The sequence below is a fragment of the Stenotrophomonas sp. RS-48 genome (assembly GCF_030053245.1).
In the GTDB taxonomy this organism is placed as follows: Bacteria; Pseudomonadota; Gammaproteobacteria; order Xanthomonadales; family Xanthomonadaceae; genus Stenotrophomonas; species Stenotrophomonas maltophilia_P.
The window spans coordinates 1-15,234 of sequence record NZ_JASGBV010000093.1 but is presented as its reverse complement, the minus strand read 5'-3'; the positions used below and the strand labels follow the sequence as shown (position 1 = coordinate 15,234).

General features: G+C 66.9%; 12 protein-coding genes. 6 read left to right on the top strand and 6 right to left on the bottom strand.

The genetic code is table 11. The annotated features are described in order from the left end of the window. Both dcm and aceE read right to left on the bottom strand, forming a co-directional pair. The coding region (gene dcm, locus QMZ25_RS16405) for a DNA (cytosine-5-)-methyltransferase (protein ID WP_283219953.1) at positions 1–818 on the bottom strand (818 nt) is incomplete at its 3' end. Between the two features lie 180 nt (positions 819–998). Continuing rightward, positions 999–3,686: a pyruvate dehydrogenase (acetyl-transferring), homodimeric type gene (aceE, locus tag QMZ25_RS16400; protein ID WP_065175416.1), complete on the bottom strand. Its 2,688-nt coding sequence runs from the start codon at positions 3,684–3,686 to the stop codon at positions 999–1,001. 573 nt (positions 3,687–4,259) lie between these two features. Between aceE and QMZ25_RS16395 the strand changes: the two genes are divergently transcribed. Together QMZ25_RS16395 and QMZ25_RS16390 are read left to right on the top strand one after the other, a co-directional pair. After that, positions 4,260–4,817 (top strand): PadR family transcriptional regulator, encoded by a 558-nt coding sequence (locus QMZ25_RS16395; protein WP_053520111.1) that lies wholly within the window; start codon positions 4,260–4,262, stop codon positions 4,815–4,817. 59 nt (positions 4,818–4,876) lie between these two features. Next, complete coding sequence (locus QMZ25_RS16390; RefSeq protein WP_053520112.1) at positions 4,877–5,674, top strand: siderophore-interacting protein; 798 nt, start codon at positions 4,877–4,879, stop codon at positions 5,672–5,674. A gap of 16 nt (positions 5,675–5,690) precedes the next feature. On the opposite strand, the gene QMZ25_RS16385 is transcribed toward QMZ25_RS16390, so the two are convergent. Continuing rightward, complete coding sequence (locus QMZ25_RS16385) at positions 5,691–6,515, bottom strand: hypothetical protein (protein ID WP_283219952.1); 825 nt, start codon at positions 6,513–6,515, stop codon at positions 5,691–5,693. Positions 6,516–6,696: 181 nt separating this feature from the next. Between QMZ25_RS16385 and QMZ25_RS16380 the strand changes: the two genes are divergently transcribed. After that, on the top strand, positions 6,697–7,098 hold the full coding sequence (locus QMZ25_RS16380) for a hypothetical protein (RefSeq protein WP_111186627.1): 402 nt from the start codon (positions 6,697–6,699) through the stop codon (positions 7,096–7,098). 104 nt (positions 7,099–7,202) lie between these two features. On the opposite strand, the gene QMZ25_RS16375 is transcribed toward QMZ25_RS16380, so the two are convergent. Beyond that, a complete protein-coding gene (locus tag QMZ25_RS16375) occupies positions 7,203–7,913 on the bottom strand; it encodes a YceI family protein (RefSeq protein ID WP_074902043.1) in 711 nt (236 codons plus the stop codon). Positions 7,914–7,998: 85 nt separating this feature from the next. Continuing rightward, positions 7,999–8,589 carry a malonic semialdehyde reductase gene (locus QMZ25_RS16370; protein ID WP_053520115.1) on the bottom strand — a complete coding sequence of 197 codons (591 nt, stop codon included), beginning with the start codon at positions 8,587–8,589 and terminating at the stop codon, positions 7,999–8,001. Between the two features lie 126 nt (positions 8,590–8,715). On the opposite strand from QMZ25_RS16370, the gene QMZ25_RS16365 reads away from it, so the two are divergent. Together QMZ25_RS16365 and QMZ25_RS16360 are read left to right on the top strand one after the other, a co-directional pair. Further along, positions 8,716–9,675 (top strand): mitochondrial fission ELM1 family protein, encoded by a 960-nt coding sequence (locus QMZ25_RS16365; protein ID WP_283219951.1) that lies wholly within the window; start codon positions 8,716–8,718, stop codon positions 9,673–9,675. 101 nt (positions 9,676–9,776) lie between these two features. Further along, a complete protein-coding gene (locus tag QMZ25_RS16360) occupies positions 9,777–10,343 on the top strand; it encodes a queuosine precursor transporter (protein WP_053520117.1) in 567 nt (188 codons plus the stop codon). A 111-nt stretch (positions 10,344–10,454) separates the two neighbouring features. Here QMZ25_RS16360 and glnE read toward each other — a convergent pair whose 3' ends face one another. Next, a complete protein-coding gene (gene glnE, locus QMZ25_RS16355; protein ID WP_283219950.1) occupies positions 10,455–13,250 on the bottom strand; it encodes a bifunctional [glutamate--ammonia ligase]-adenylyl-L-tyrosine phosphorylase/[glutamate--ammonia-ligase] adenylyltransferase in 2,796 nt (931 codons plus the stop codon). A gap of 318 nt (positions 13,251–13,568) precedes the next feature. On the opposite strand from glnE, the gene QMZ25_RS16350 reads away from it, so the two are divergent. Continuing rightward, complete coding sequence (locus QMZ25_RS16350) at positions 13,569–15,083, top strand: acetyl-CoA hydrolase/transferase family protein (protein ID WP_128988074.1); 1,515 nt, start codon at positions 13,569–13,571, stop codon at positions 15,081–15,083. Positions 15,084–15,234: the final 151 nt, after the last annotated feature.

The following is a 15,234-nucleotide window of genomic DNA, read 5'->3' as shown; positions in this document are numbered from 1 at the left end:
TGTCCTGCCCACGCGGTATGAGCCTTGTAGTTCCAACCTGGAGGAACTTCTTCTAGATGCTTAGCCCAGCGACCACTCACGACTTCTTCCGGCTCAAAGAACTCGGGACCCGCAAATGGAGCTAAAGCCGTTCCCGCCGATACAATTGGCAGGAGACCCAAGCTCTCATCTGCCGAGTGAGTTATGGCGGGGGCTTCCGGGGTTTTCACTTTCGACCCCAGGACAACGACTCGCTCCCGGGCCTGTGGGACGCCATACTCGACGGCCTTAACAACCAGTTCTGTAACGAAATACTTAGCATCCTTCGCGGCTTTAATTAGCGCATCGTAGACAGGCTTATTCCTTGGATGCTTGATGCTCGGGACATTTTCAAATACGAATCCATCCGCATTGGATTGCCGAACAATGCGCCAGAACTCTTTAACCAGATCACGTCTGGAATCCTCCTTAACTTTCGTATTAGCAAGAGGCTTTTCTGCCGCAAGCCCGTTGGCACGAGCACGCCGGTACGCGGCATCTTCACCGGCTTCTGTCCAATAAGCTGCTTTGGAGAATGGTTGGCATGGGGGGCCGCCAACCACTATGACAAAGTCATCCTTACCGACACCAGCGGTCTTCAGCAAACTATCGGCAGAAAGGTCCGAGACATCAGCCTCAAAGACCTTGCCGTGAATGGAAGAGTTCAATCTCAGCGTTTGGCACGCGATCGCGTCCAACTCCACACTTGCAACTACGTCGCTGCCAGCTTGATGAGCACCGACTCCCAATCCACCGGCACCGGCAAATAGGTCAATGACTTTTATCTTCTTCTTTGACATCGTATGAATCTCAGACCACTTGATAGCTCTGCGGGTGGAACTTGCGGCATATCTAAAAACGTTCATGTCTCAGATGCTGAGAATAGCTGCCCCAAACATACGACGCCCACTTGACTCAAGCCAAGTGGGCGTCGGTACAAGGCAAGCGAAACATCTGCGCTCGCAGTCCTAAAGAATCAATCAAACCCCAACAGGATTAGCCTTCTCCGGATCAATCTTGTACTGCTTGATCGCCCGGGCCACATCCTTCGCGGTCATCTTCCCTTCCTTCGCCAGCGCCGCAATCGCGGCATGCGCGATGTAGTACCGGTCAACCTCGAAGAAGCGACGCAGGTTCGCACGCGTATCCGAACGGCCGAAACCATCCGTACCCAGCACGGTGTAGCTCATCGGCACGAACGCGCGGATCTGGTCCGCATACGCACGCACGTAGTCGGTAGCGGCAATCGCCGGGCCCTGGCGGCCTTCCAGCAGCTCGGTCACGTAGGCCTTGCGCTGCTCGCCTTCCGGATGCAGGCGGTTGTGGCGCTCCACATCGAAGCCGTCGCGGCGCAGTTCGTTGAAGCTCGGGCAGCTCCAGATATCGGCGGTCACGCCGAAGTCCTTGTCCAGCAGCTCGGCGGCGGCGATGGCTTCGCGCAGGATGGTGCCCGAACCCAGCAGCTGCACGCGCAGTTCGCCCTTCTTCGGCTTGCCGGCGTCGGTCAGCAGGTACATGCCCTTGACGATGCCCTCGGCTGCGCCTTCCGGCATGTCCGGGTGGGCGTAGTTCTCGTTCATCAGGGTCAGGTAGTAGTACTCGTCTACCTGGTCTTCCATCATCGCCTTGGTGCCGTGCTGCAGGATCACCGTCACTTCGTAGCCGAAGGTCGGGTCGTAGCTGCGCACGTTCGGGATGCCACCGGCCACCAGATGGCTGAAGCCATCTTCGTGCTGCAGGCCTTCACCGTTCAGCGTGGTGCGGCCGGCGGTGCCACCCAGCAGGAAGCCGCGGGTGCGCATGTCGGCGGCCTGCCAAGCGATGTCGCCCACGCGCTGGAAGCCGAACATCGAGTAGTAGATGTAGAACGGCAGCATCGGCACGTTGCTGACCGAGTAGCTGGTACCGGCGGCCATCCACGAGCTGATCGCGCCCGGCTCGCTGATGCCCTGCTGCAGCACCTGGCCGCTCTGGTCTTCGCGGTAGAACATCAGCTGGTCGGCGTCCACCGGCTTGTACTTCTGGCCGAACGGCGCGTAGATGCCGATCTGGCGGAACAGGCCTTCCATGCCGAAGGTGCGGGCTTCGTCGGCCACGATCGGCACGATGTGCGGGCCCAGCTCCTTGTCGCGCAGGGTGATGTTCAGGCTCTGCACGAACGCCATGGTGGTGGAGTAGGTGCGTTCGCCGCTGCTCTTCAGCAGGCGCTCGTAGGTTTCCAGCTTCGGTGCGTTGAAGCTCTTGTCGGCCTTGCGGCGGCGCTGCGGCAGGTAACCACCCAGGGCGGCACGACGCTCCTGCAGGTACTGCACTTCCGGCGAGTCCGGGCCCGGGTTGTAGAACGGCACCTGGCCGTCCTTGAGCTGCTCGTCGGTCACCGGAATGTTGAAGCGGTCGCGGAAGTGCTTGACGGCTTCGTCGTCCAGCTTCTTGGTCTGGTGGGTCGGGTTCAGCGCTTCACCGGCGCTGCCCATGCCATAACCCTTCACGGTCTTGGCCAGGATGACGGTCGGCATGCCCTTGGTGTTCACGGCCTGGTGGTAGGCGGCGTACACCTTGTGCGGGTCGTGGCCACCGCGGTTGAGGCGCCAGATGTCGTCGTCGGACAGGCCGGCGACCATCGCGGCGGTCTCCGGGTACTTGCCGAAGAAATGCTCGCGGGTGTACGCGCCGCCGAAGGCCTTGCAGTTCTGGTATTCGCCGTCGACGGTTTCCATCATCAGCTTCTTCAGGACGCCGTTGGTGTCCTTGGCCAGCAGGGCATCCCAGTAACCGCCCCACAGCAGCTTGATGACGTTCCAGCCGCCGCCGCGGAACACGCCTTCCAGTTCCTGGATGATCTTGCCGTTGCCGCGCACCGGGCCGTCCAGGCGCTGCAGGTTGCAGTTCACCACGAAGATCAGGTTGTCCAGGCCTTCACGGCCGGCCAGGGCGATGGCACCCAGGGTTTCCGGCTCGTCGGACTCGCCGTCGCCGATGAAGCACCACACCTTGCGGTCGGACTTCTCGATCAGGCCACGGTTTTCCAGGTAACGCATGAACTGCGCCTGGTAGATGGCGGCCAGCGGGCCCAGGCCCATGGACACGGTGGGGGTCTGCCAGAAGTCCGGCATCAGCCACGGGTGCGGGTAGGAGGACAGGCCACCGCCGTCCACTTCCATGCGGAACTTGTCCAGCTGCTCTTCGCTGATGCGGCCTTCCAGGAAGGCGCGGGCGTAGATGCCCGGGGCGCTGTGGCCCTGGATGAACAGCAGGTCGCCGGGGTGGTTGTCGCTCGGGGCGCGCCAGAAGTGGTTGAAGCCCACGTCGTACAGGGTGGCGCCGGAGGCGAACGAGGCGATGTGGCCGCCCAGGTCGCCCGGCTTGCGGTTGGCGCGGACCACGGTGGCCATCGCGTTCCAGCGGATGATCGAACGGATGCGCCATTCCAGCTCGGCATTGCCCGGGCTCTTGGCCTCGAACTGCGGCTCGATGGTATTGACGTATTCGGTGGTGGGAGAGAACGGCAGGTAGGCGCCCGAACGACGGGTCAGCTCCACCATGCCTTCCAGCAGCTGATGCGCGCGCTCGGAGCCCTCGACATCAATAACGGCCTTCAACGACTCGATCCACTCCTGGGTTTCCACAGGATTCGGGTCGTTGTTCAGCACCTCGTTCAACCAGTTCATTAGCGCTCCCATAACCGCACGCACGCGCGCGACTGTTGTATAGATATCTAGACCGCAAAGTGTAGCGCACCAAGGGCTTTCGTCACTTGGCTACGCTGGCGTATGGACGCATGCAGCCAGTGTCCGCAAGGCATGTCCCGCCTGTCTTCGGCGGGCCAGCAGGCGCGCTGCAGGCCGCTGCGGCGGGCCTTGGACCGCTTCGGGCACGTCGCGATTGCCCGCCTGGCGCATGTGCAGAACGAAGTGTTACCCAGGGCGATGACCGTTGTAGGGCACGGCCGACCGCGTGTGGGCCTACGCCGGGGGCACCGCAGCTGAATGACTGATGCGGTGTCGCGCCCGGCTCTGGACCGAGCTGCGCCGGCCGCGCAAGGTGACGGCGAGTGTTGGCACTGCCGCAACGGCCCGCCGTCTGGCTGCCTCGCTCCCTTCCACAGTGGTCCCCGGGGCGCACCGCAAGGGCGCCCTTTCTGTGTACGTGGCCCAAACGCGGCACGGTTGTGGCCGGATCGATGCTTGCCGGCGCCTGCCCTATCGATATATCGTTTCGATACTCGTTACCGATATATCGAAATGAGCCGCTCCCCTTCCCCCAGAACCCGTTCCAGCGAATCGGCCGTGCCCCGCCGCCATGGCCAGCCACGCGTGCTGAGCCGGGGCGACCTGCGCCTGCTGGTGCTGGCCCTGATCGGCGAGCAGCCGCGCCATGGCTACGAGCTGATGCAGTTGATCAGCAACCAGTTCCTGCAGGCCTACACACCCAGCGCCGGCACCATGTACCCGCTGCTGGCGAGCTTCGAGCAGGCCGGCTGGGTGGCATCGGAGGAAGTGGATGGCCGCCGGGTGTTCCGCATCACCGCCGCCGGCGAGTTCGAGCTGAAGGTGCAGCGCACCCAGGTGCGCCTGGCCCAGCGACGGGCCTTCGATCGCGCCCGCGAGATCACCAAGGCATCGCTGCCGCCGCCGCTGGCCAGCGCCCTGCGTGACTTCAAGCGGGCGCTGGTGCATCACCACGGCCGCTGGGCCGAAGGCGAGGCCGAGCAGGTGGCGGCGCTGCTGTCGCAGGCATCGGCACTGATCAACGGCACCACCGGTAGCGAGCCCACCTCTTCAACGACCCAGCCAGACTGACTCCAGCCAGGTCTCCCCCTACGCCGCGCCCCCTGCGCGACACCTTTACAGGTATTCCCATGACTGAGCATCACAACGCGCGCCTGCGCCTGGATGTGAGATTCCGCGAACTGACGGTGCTGCGCACCGAGGTGGTCACCCCGCACATGCGCCGCGTCGTGCTGGGCGGCGATGATCTGGCCGGCTTCGATTCGCCCGGCGCCGACGACCACATCAAGCTGTTCTTCCCCAACGCCAGCGGCGAAATGGTGCTGCCGGTGCTGACGGCCGAAGGCCGCAGCTACCCGGACGGCAAGCAGCCGTCTCCGGCACGCGACTACACCCCACGCTGGTGGGACCACGACGCCGGCGAACTGGCCATCGACTTCGTGCTGCACGACCAGGGCATTGCCGGGCCGTGGGCTGAACGGGCGCAGCCGGGCGACACGCTGGTGATCGGCGGCCCGCGCGGCTCGTTCGTGGTGGCCGACAGCTACGACGCCTACGTGCTGATTGGCGATGAAACCGCGCTGCCGGCCATTGCCCGCTGGCTGGATGTGCTGCCGGAGGGCGCCGAGGTGCAGGCCTTCATCGAAGTGAGCGATGAAGCCGAGCGACAGGACCTGCCGCAGTACGAGAACGTGCAGATTCACTGGCTGGAGCGCAATGGCTTCCCGGCGGCCAGCAGCACGCTGCTGGAAGACATGCTGACCGACTTCGAGGCACCGGAGGGCGACACGTTCTACTGGATCGCCACCGAATCGCGTCGCGCACGGATGATGCGCAAGTTCATCGAAGGCCATCTGGGCGTGCCGCGCGACTGGATCCGCTCGACCGGCTACTGGAAGGCGCACCCGGACGATACCGACGGCGACTGAGCGCGCCGCGCAGCCCTCAGTCTGCGTGAGCCGGGCATGGCCCGGCTCTGCAGCAGGCAGCCACCGGCATGCGCTCCTGTCGCCATCCGAACCGGTGCGCGGCCCAGATTTCCAGCGCCATCAGCAGCACAACGACCAGCCACTGCAGCAGCAGGCCGAAATACACGCCCGGCATCATGCCATTGATCTGCGCTTTCACCAGCCGCAACACGCCGCGGGTGTGCAGCAGTTCGTCCACGCGCATCGTCAGCGCTTCGCGCACCACCGTCGGCTCCACGCCCAGTACACCGGCCTTGTCCACCAGGGTGTCTTCCACCAGGCCGCGCAGCACGCCTTCGCGCACCTTGCCGATCACCCAGCCACTGGCGCGTGCCAGTACGCCGTCACCCAGGCGATCCAGTACCGGCAGCGGGTGTTCGCTGAGGTAGGCCGAGGCGACCGCCTCGGCCACATCGCCCACCGTGCCTTCGCTGTGCAGCGCATCGCGCATGCGCGGGTCGTCAAGCGAGTCGGTGAACCCGTGGCTCCACTGGGCCACGAGCGTCTGCAGATGCGGCTGGAAATGGTCCATCTGCTGGAGCAGCGCGCGGTGCGCGCCCGCGGTGAAACCCAGCTGCAGGCCGAAGAAGGCGGTGCCCAGCGGCAGCAGCAGCGCGTAACTGGCCAGCAGCCAGTGATGCCAGCGCCTGCGCCGCTGCAACCAGCCGCGGCGGCGCAGCGCATACCAGCCGGCCAGTCCAACCATGAGGCCCAGCAGCGCGCCCAGCACGCTGCCCACTGCCAGATCGAGCACGCTCAACCCGGCCCAGAATTCGTTCAACCAGTACTGCACGTCCTGCATGGCCTTACCTTCCGTGGATGAAACAGCAGGCGATTGTAGGACCGGGTTCACCCTCGGTGGCTCTTCGGCCCATGCCACGGGGTCAGACCCCTTGTCCCACGGAGCGGCGCATGACGCCGGCAGCGGATCGACCCGGGCAGATGCGACAATCGCGCTCCTTTCCAGTTGCAACGAGGCCCCTGTGGGCAAACTGACCTTGGCCGGCGTCGATGCGCTGCGCTCCCGCTTCAACGACGACGCCGCCTGTGATGGCGCGCTGGCGGCCTTCGCTGATCCGGCCGCCCTGCGTGCACCGCTGCGGGACCTGTTGGACGCCGAACACCGGTTCCTGCAGGCCGAGTACGAAGTGGCGCAGGTGGCCGATGTGCTGCGCCGCGACCAGAAGTACGCGCCGGTGGGCCGGCCGTCGGTGCATATCGTGCAGCTGCGCAAGCAGCAGGCGGCGACCAGGCAGGCCGCGTTGATCGCACGTCAGGTGGTGGCGCAGGCCGCGCAGACCTTCGTGCGGTTGAGTGGCATGACGGTGAAGGCCAAGCAGAGCCCGAGCGAGGCGTGTGCAGCGTGGCTGGGCGCGCTGCGCTGAGCGCGCGTTCCCGGTAGCGGCCAACGCGCGTTCCCGGCGCTCAAAAAAGAAGGCCCGCTTCGCAGCGGGCCTTCTGCCTTCTCACGACGAGTGAGCGGGGTGCATCAAGCCGCCGGCTTCTCGCCGGTGGCTTCGGTGGTGATGCGGATCTTCACTTCATCGCTGACGTTCGGGGCGTAGGCGCCCACGCCGAAATCGCTGCGCTTGAGGGTGGTGGTGGCATCGAAGCCGGCGGCCGGAACCTTGGCCATCGGGTGCTCGCCGCCGCCGTTGATGGTGACGTCCAGGGTCACCGGCTTGGTGATGTCCTTGATGGTCAGATCGCCAGTGACGGTCAGCTTGTTGGTGCCGGCCGATTCCACCTTGGTGCTCTTGAAGGTGGCCGCCGGGAACTTGGCAGCGTCGAAGAAATCGGCGCTCTTCAGGTGCTCGTCGAACTTGGCGGTGAAGCTGTTGAGGCCGCTCAGCGGCAGCTTCACTTCCACGGTGGACTTGGTCACGTCGGCGGCGTCGTACACCAGGGTGCCTTCAGCGTTGCCGAAGTGTGCGCTCGGGTTGGAGAAGCCGAAGTGGCTCCACTGCGCCAGCACGTCGGTGTGGCTCGGGTCGAGCTTGTAGGTGCCCGAGGCGATCTGGATCGCTTCGGCGGCGGGCGCGGCAGCGGCAGCATCGGCAGCCGGGGTGGCGGCCGGCTGTTCGGTGGCGGCCGGAGCGGCGGCATCAGCGGCCGGGGCAGCGGTATCGGCCGGCTTGGAGCAGGCGGCGATGGCCAGGGTCAGGGCCAGCGGCAGCAGCAGTTTACGGGTGGCGCTCATCTGAGGAACTCTCCGGATCGTAGGGTGGGTACAGGGTGCAGCAATGGCCCGCCGCAACCGGCGGGCCCGAAACCGATACAGCGACTTACGCGATGCGCGCCGCTTCGTCGAACGACAGACGCGGCAGGCGCGGGAACAGGCCCGCCGGGTCACCGTACCCCAGGTTGACCAGGAAATTCGACTTGATGCTGGTGCCGGCAAAGAAGGCTTCATCGACCTTGGCCGGGTCGAAGCCGGACATCGGGCCGGCATCCAGGCCCAGCGCGCGCGCGGCCAGGATCAGGTAGGCGCCCTGCAGGCTGCCGTTGCGGATGGCGGCCTCGTGGCGGCCTTCCTGCGGGCCGTCGAACCAGGACTTGGCGTCGGCGTGCGGGAACAGGTACGGCAGCTTCTCGTGGAAATCCAGGTCGAAACCGATGATGACGGTGACCGGTGCGGCCATGGTCTTGTCATGGTTGCCTTCGGACAGCGCCGGGGCCAGCTTGGCCTTGGCTTCGGCCGACTTCACGAACACGAAGCGCGCCGGGCTGGCGTTGGCCGCGGTTGGGCCCCACTTCACCAACTCGTACAGTTCCTGCAGCAGGCTGTCGTCCACCGGGGTGTCGAGGAAGGCATTCTGGGTGCGGGCGGTGCGGAACAGCTGATCCAGTGCGGCGGCGTCAAGCGCGTGGGACATCGGTGCATCTCCAGGGCGGCGAAGGGGAGTCAGTGCCCGCGGGCAACGCGGGGCGAAACGACCAGCCGCAGTGTAGAGTGTCGCGACTGTTGCAACACCCAGCAGGGCTGAAACGAATTAATGCCAATGGTGAAACGATCGAGCGCACCGTGGACGGTCACCGACGGCCGTGCAGGCAATGTCCGCCAAGCGGTCGCGCTGGCCTCGGCGCTGCGCCAGGGCACCTATCGACCCGTGGTACTACAGCCTCGGGCGCCCTGGCGCTGGGTCACCCCGCGGCGCCTGCCCGGGGATGCCAACGGCTACGGCGATGCGTTCGCGGCACTGGCTGCCGAGCCCCCTGCGCTGGCGATCGGCTGTGGCCGCCAAGCCGCCGGTGCGCTGCGCGTGCTGCGCGCCCGCGGCACGCAGGTGGTGCAGATCCTCGACCCGCGCATCGGCGCCAGGCATTGGGACGTGGTGGTGGTACCCGAGCATGATCGCCTGCGCGGCAGCAATGTGCTGACCTTGATCGGCAGCCTCAACCCGGTCGATGACGACTGGCTGGCCTGGGGACGGGCCGCGTTCGCCGGCTTCAGCACCCTGCCCGGTCCGCGCACTGCACTGCTGGTGGGCGGCCCGACGCCGCTGGCGCCGTGGGACGAAACGGCGATGGTCGGTGTGTTCCGCGCCCTGGCCGCGCAGATCCGCAGCGAAGGCGGCAGCCTGCTGGCCACCACCTCGCGGCGCACCCCGCCGGCACTGGCCGAGATCCTGCGCGCGACCTTCGCCGACCTGCCGCACGTGATCTGGGGCGACGGCGGCGACGGGGTGAATCCGTATGGCGGCCTGCTCGGCTGGGCCAACCGTGTGGTGGTATCGCCCGATTCGGTGAACCTGCTCTCTGAAGCCTGCGCCACGCGCATGCCGGTGATGGTGGCGCTGGCCGATACCGTACAAGGGCGGCTGGCGCGCTTCCAGCTGCAGCTGCACGAGCGCGGGCGATTGCAGACACGCTGGCTGGACTGGCAGTACGACCGCATCGAGCCGCTGCGCGAAACCGCGCGCATCGCCGCCGAGGTCAGGGCGCGGCTGGCATTGGGGTAACGCCCCACCGTTGACGGCTGGTGTGTTCCTGAACGGGTGGTTTTGGATTTGCCTTTGGCCGCGCGGATAATGGGCGATTCCCCTTGTCCTCCTGGCTCGCCATGTCCGTGCGTCCCGCCCCCGTTTTTGCCCCGCTGACCCCGCGCGCCCTGGTGCTGGCCGTGCTGGCGATGGGCGCGGTGGTGCTGCTGTCGAACGTGCTGGTGCAGTACCCGATCAACGACTGGCTGACCTGGGGTGCGTTCAGCTATCCCGTCGCGTTCCTGGTGAGCAATCTGATCAACCGCCGCTTCGGCCCGGGACCCGCCCGGCGCGTGGCCTGGATCGGTTTCGCGGTGGCGGTGCTGTTGTCGGTCTGGGTGGCGACGCCGCGCATCGCCATCGCATCGTGCTCGGCCTTCATCGTGGCGCAGCTGCTGGACATCACCGTATTCGACCGCCTGCGCCGGGGCAGCTGGTGGCGTGCGCCGATGGTAGCCACCACCTGCAGCGCGACGGTGGACACCACGATCTTCTGGTCGATCGCCTTTGCCGGTTCCAGTCTGCCGTGGGTGAGCTGGGCGGCAGGCGATCTGGCCGTGAAGCTGGCCATCGGCGTGTGCCTGCTGGCGCCGTTCCGCGCGCTGCTGTGGAAGATGGCGCCGCTGCGCGCGGAAAGCGCGCGGTGATTCCGCCGGGCATGGCCCGGCGCTACCCGAACAAACGCGCTACGCCATGCCGGCGTTATCCAAACAAACGCAACGGTAGCGCCGGGCCATGCCCGGCGGCCTCGCTGCCGATCAGCCGAACGGCAGGCCGGCCGCCCGGCAGGCCGCACTGATCGCTGCACAGGCCTCTTCAATGGCCGGTGTGGTCGGTGCCAGCCGCGGGCGACGGTCCAGCGTGCAGGCCAGGCCCACGTCCAGCAGCGTGGCATGCGCAGCGTGCAGTGCCTGCGCGGTGGCAACCGGCAGGAATTCCGCTGCGGCCAGTGCATCGATCAATGACGGCGTGTCGCGGGGTGACAGCAGCGCCGGTACGTGTGCACTGCGCTCGAGCACACCGGTCTGCAGCAGGAACTCCAGGTCCACCACGCCACCGGCGCCCTGCTTCAGGTCGATGCGCGCGGCATCGCTACGGTCCAGTTCGGTGCGCATGCGCCCTCGCATCTTCAGCACATCGGCATAGAGGGTGGCGGGGTCGCGTGCACGGCCCAGGGTCTGCGCACGCACCTGCTCGAAGTCGGCCAGCAGGCTGGCATCACCGGCCACGCCGCGCGCACGCACCAGCGCCTGATGCTCCCAGGTCCACGCGCGTTCGCGCTGGTATTCGGTGTAACTGGCCAGGGACGAGACCAGCGAGCCTTTGCCGCCGTCCGGCCGCAGGCGCACGTCGATGTCGTACAGCCGACCGGCGGCGGTGACCGCGCCGAGCAGGGCCATCACCTTCTGTGCCAGCCGCGCGTACCAGCGTCCCGGCTCCAGCGCGCGCGCGCCATCGCTGGCCTCCACGCCCGCCGGATGGTCGTGCAGGAACACCAGGTCCAGATCGGAACCGAAGCCGAGTTCGAGGCCCCCCAGGCTGCCATAGCCGATGATCGCAAAGCGCCCGCCGGGAATGCCCCCGTGCGCGGCCTGCATGTCGGACTCGGCCATGGCCAGCACCGTGACCACCACCGCCTGCGCCAGTTCGGCCAGCTGGCGGGTACTGTCGACCGCGCCCTGGCGGCCGTCCAGCGTGGCCATCGCCATGCGGAAACTCAGGGCCAACCGGGTTTCGTTGAGCCAGCGCAACGCGGCTTCCGGATCTTCGACCGTCAGCGCCTGCTGGCATTCGGCCAGCATGCCGGCCGCATCCGGCATCGGGCCGGACACGCGCACGTCCAGCAGTTCGTCCAGCAGCAACGGATAGGCCGCCAGGCGCTCGGCCAGCAGCGCGCTGCGCGCCAGCACATCCACCAGCCGCGCCAGCGCACTGGGCTGTTCGTCCAGCAGGGCCAGATAACTGGTCCGGCGCAGCACCGCCTGCAGCAGGCCGAGTACGCGCTTGAGCGCGGCATCCGGTTGCGGCGAGCGCGTGGCGGCGTGCAGCAGCGCCGGCAGCACGCGGTCCAGCCGCGCGCGCGCGGCGTCGGACAGCGACTTCACGCCGGTGCTCTGCGCGAAATCGCGCAGCGACTGATCGGCGCCGTTCGCATCGAGGAAACCGGCTTCGGCCAGCAACGGCGCGTCACTGCCACCCGGCAGGCTGCGCCAGTAGTTGGCCAGCGCGTCCGGCGCCGCCTGGCCCTTGCGCGGTGCCAGCAATGCAGCGAACTCGGTGCTGACCCGCTGCTGCTGCACGGTCAGTGCGGCGCGCAGCGCCTCCCAATCCGGGTAACCCAGGCCCAGGGCGATGCGCTCGCGGTCGATCGCATCTCTGGGCAGCACATGCGTCTGCGCATCGCGCAGCATCTGCAGCCGGTTCTCCAGGCGGCGCAGGAACAGGTAGGCCTGCTCCAGCGATGCGCCGTCTTCGGGCGCGATCTGGCCCGCCGCCACCAGCGCCTGCAGCGCCACCAGCAGGCGACGTTCACGCAGGGCCGGTTCGCGGCCGCCACGGATCAGCTGCAGTGCCTGGCACAGGAATTCGATTTCGCGGATGCCACCGGCACCGCGTTTGATGTCTTCATGCAGTTCGCGGCGGGCGACTTCAGCCGTGATCGCAGCTTTCATCTCGCGCAGTCCGTCCAGCGCGGTGAAGTCCAGATAGCGTCGATAGACGAACGGGCGCAGCGTCTGCAGCCACGCCTCACCGGCGGCGATATCACCGGCCACGGCACGTGCCTTCAACCAGGCGTAGCGCTCCCAGTCGCGGCCCTCCCGCTGGAAGTACTGGTCCATCGCAGCGAACGACAGCGCAACGCGGCCGGCACTGCCAAACGGGCGCAGGCGCAGGTCGACGCGGTGGCTGAAGCCATCGACGGTGGTTTCATCCAGCAGCTTGGCCAGGCGCTGGCCGAGCCGCGCGAAGTATTCTTCGGCGGCCAGCGGACGCGGTCCGTCCGATTCACCGCCCTGCGGGTAGGCGTAGACCAGGTCGATGTCGGAGCTGAAGTTGAGTTCGCCACCGCCGAGCTTGCCCAGGCCAAATACGACAAGTTGCTCGACGCGGCCCTCGTCATCACGGATCACGCCGTGGCGCTGTGCGAATTCCTGCTGCAGGGCGTCCAGCGCCAGCCGCAGGCAGTCTTCGGCCAGGGCGGTGGCGCCGGCCAGGGTCTGCGCCACGTCATCCAACCCGGCCAGATCGCGCCAGACCAGGCGGGTCGACATCGCCGCACGCCAACGCCGCAGCTGCGCCGGCCATTCGCCGGGCTGCACCGGGTCGAGCACCGGCGCCGGCAACGGCGGGCACTCCGGCAGGGCCAATTGCGACAACAGGCCGGGCTGCCGCACCAGCGTGTCCAGAGCGAAGTCACTGGCGATGGCCAGTTGGGTCAGCAGGGGCCGCAGGTCGGCCGGGATCGGTTCCGGAACCACCTGGGCCAGGCGCGACAGGGCACGATCAACCAGGGGCTGCAGCGCGGCGGGCAGTTCGGCGGGGGCGAGGGTCATGCGTTGATTCTCGCGGCGCCGGGCGCCTTTGCCAACGGCGGGAAGTCGCTGCGCCGCCGTCCATCGCGCGCATTCATCCTGGGCAGCGGGCAATAAAAAAGCCCGCTTGCAGCGAACTGCCAGCGGGCTCTGCTCCCTCCCCCACGTCGGGATGCAGGGCCATCCTGCGGGCTGCGAAAGGACTTTGCACGCTGCACTGCAAAACAGAACCGGCGGGTATGGATAGCCCCGCCCGCGAAAAGCCATTCCACGAAGGTAGCCCCCCCGTACGCCGGGGGATGGCCGATAATCGAGGCTCCCCCCAGAAACACTGTCGTCATGTCTGTTGATCGCATCGCCAACGCGCGTCTCCGCGACCGCGTGGTCTCCGCCGAGGCCGCAGCCGCGCTGATCCAGCCGGGTGAAACCGTGGCCATGAGCGGGTTTACCGGCTCGGGCTATCCCAAGGCCGTCCCCGTGGAACTGGCGCGCCGCATCGAAGCGGTGCATGCCCAGGGCCAGCCCTTCCAGATCAAGCTGATGACCGGCGCCTCCACCGCGCCGGAGCTGGACGGTGCGCTGGCCAAGGCCGATGGCATCGCCATGCGCATGCCCTTCCAGAGCGACCCGGATGCGCGCAACCGCATCAATGAAGGCAAGCTGGATTACATCGACATCCACCTCAGCCACGTCGCCCAGCACGTCTGGTTCGGCTTCTACGGCGAGATCGACACCGCCGTGGTGGAAGTCTCGGCCATCCGCGAGGACGGCTCGCTGGTGCCGTCCACCTCGGTCGGCAACAACAAGACCTGGCTGGACCTGGCGAAGAAGGTGATCGTCGAGGTCAACGAGTGGCAGCCGGCCGGCGTCGATGGCATGCATGACATCTACTACGGCACCGCGCTGCCGCCGCATCGCAAGCCGATTCCGCTGGTCAACGCCAACGACCGCATCGGCGATACCGCGCTGCGCTGCGACCCGGACAAGATCGTGGCGGTGGTCCGCACCAACGGCCCGGACCGCAACAGCCCGTTCAGCCCGATCGATGCGACCAGCGAGCAGATCGCCGCGCACCTGATCGACTTCCTCAAGCACGAAGTGAAGCACGGCCGGCTGCCGCCGAACCTGCTGCCGCTGCAGTCCGGCGTGGGCAATATCCCCAATGCGGTGCTGGCAGGCCTGGCCAGGAGTGGTTTCCGTGATCTGGCCGCGTTCACCGAGGTGATCCAGGACGGCATGCTCGACCTGCTGCGCGACGGCGTGCTGAGCTATGCCTCGTGCACGGGCTTCGCGCTGAGCCCGCAGGCCAACGAGACGTTCAAGGAGAACATCGACTTCTACCGCGAGCGCATCATCATGCGCACGCAGGAAATCTCCAACCATCCCGAGCTCGTGCGCCGGCTGGGCTGCATCGGCATGAACGGCATGATCGAGGTGGACCTGTACGGCAACGTCAATTCGACGCACGTGATGGGCACGCGGATCATGAACGGCATCGGCGGCTCTGGTGACTTTGCCCGCAACGGGTTCCTGTCGGCGTTCCTCAGCCCGTCCACGGCGAAGAACGGCACCATCTCGGCGATCGTGCCGATGGCCAGCCACGTCGACCACACCGAACACGATGTCTCGGTGATCGTCACCGAGCAGGGCCTGGCCGATCTGCGCGGCCTGACCCCGCGCAAGCGTGCGCAGGTGCTGATCGACCGCTGCGCGCACCCGGATTTCCGCCCGCAGCTGCAGGACTACTTCGACCGCGCCAGCCGTGAGAGCTATGGCAAGCACACCCCGCACCTGCTGCCGGAAGCGTTGTCCTGGCACCAGCGGTGGCTGGATACGGGCACGATGAAGGGTTGAGGCATAGGGTTCGCCGGGCATGGCCCGGCGCTACCGTTGCATCCTTCGCCGCTTCGCCGGGCATGGCCCGGCGCTACCCGTGCATCCTTCGCCGTCTCGCCGGGCGTGGCCCGGCGCTACCCCGGCATCGTTCCTGGTAGCGCCGGGCCAT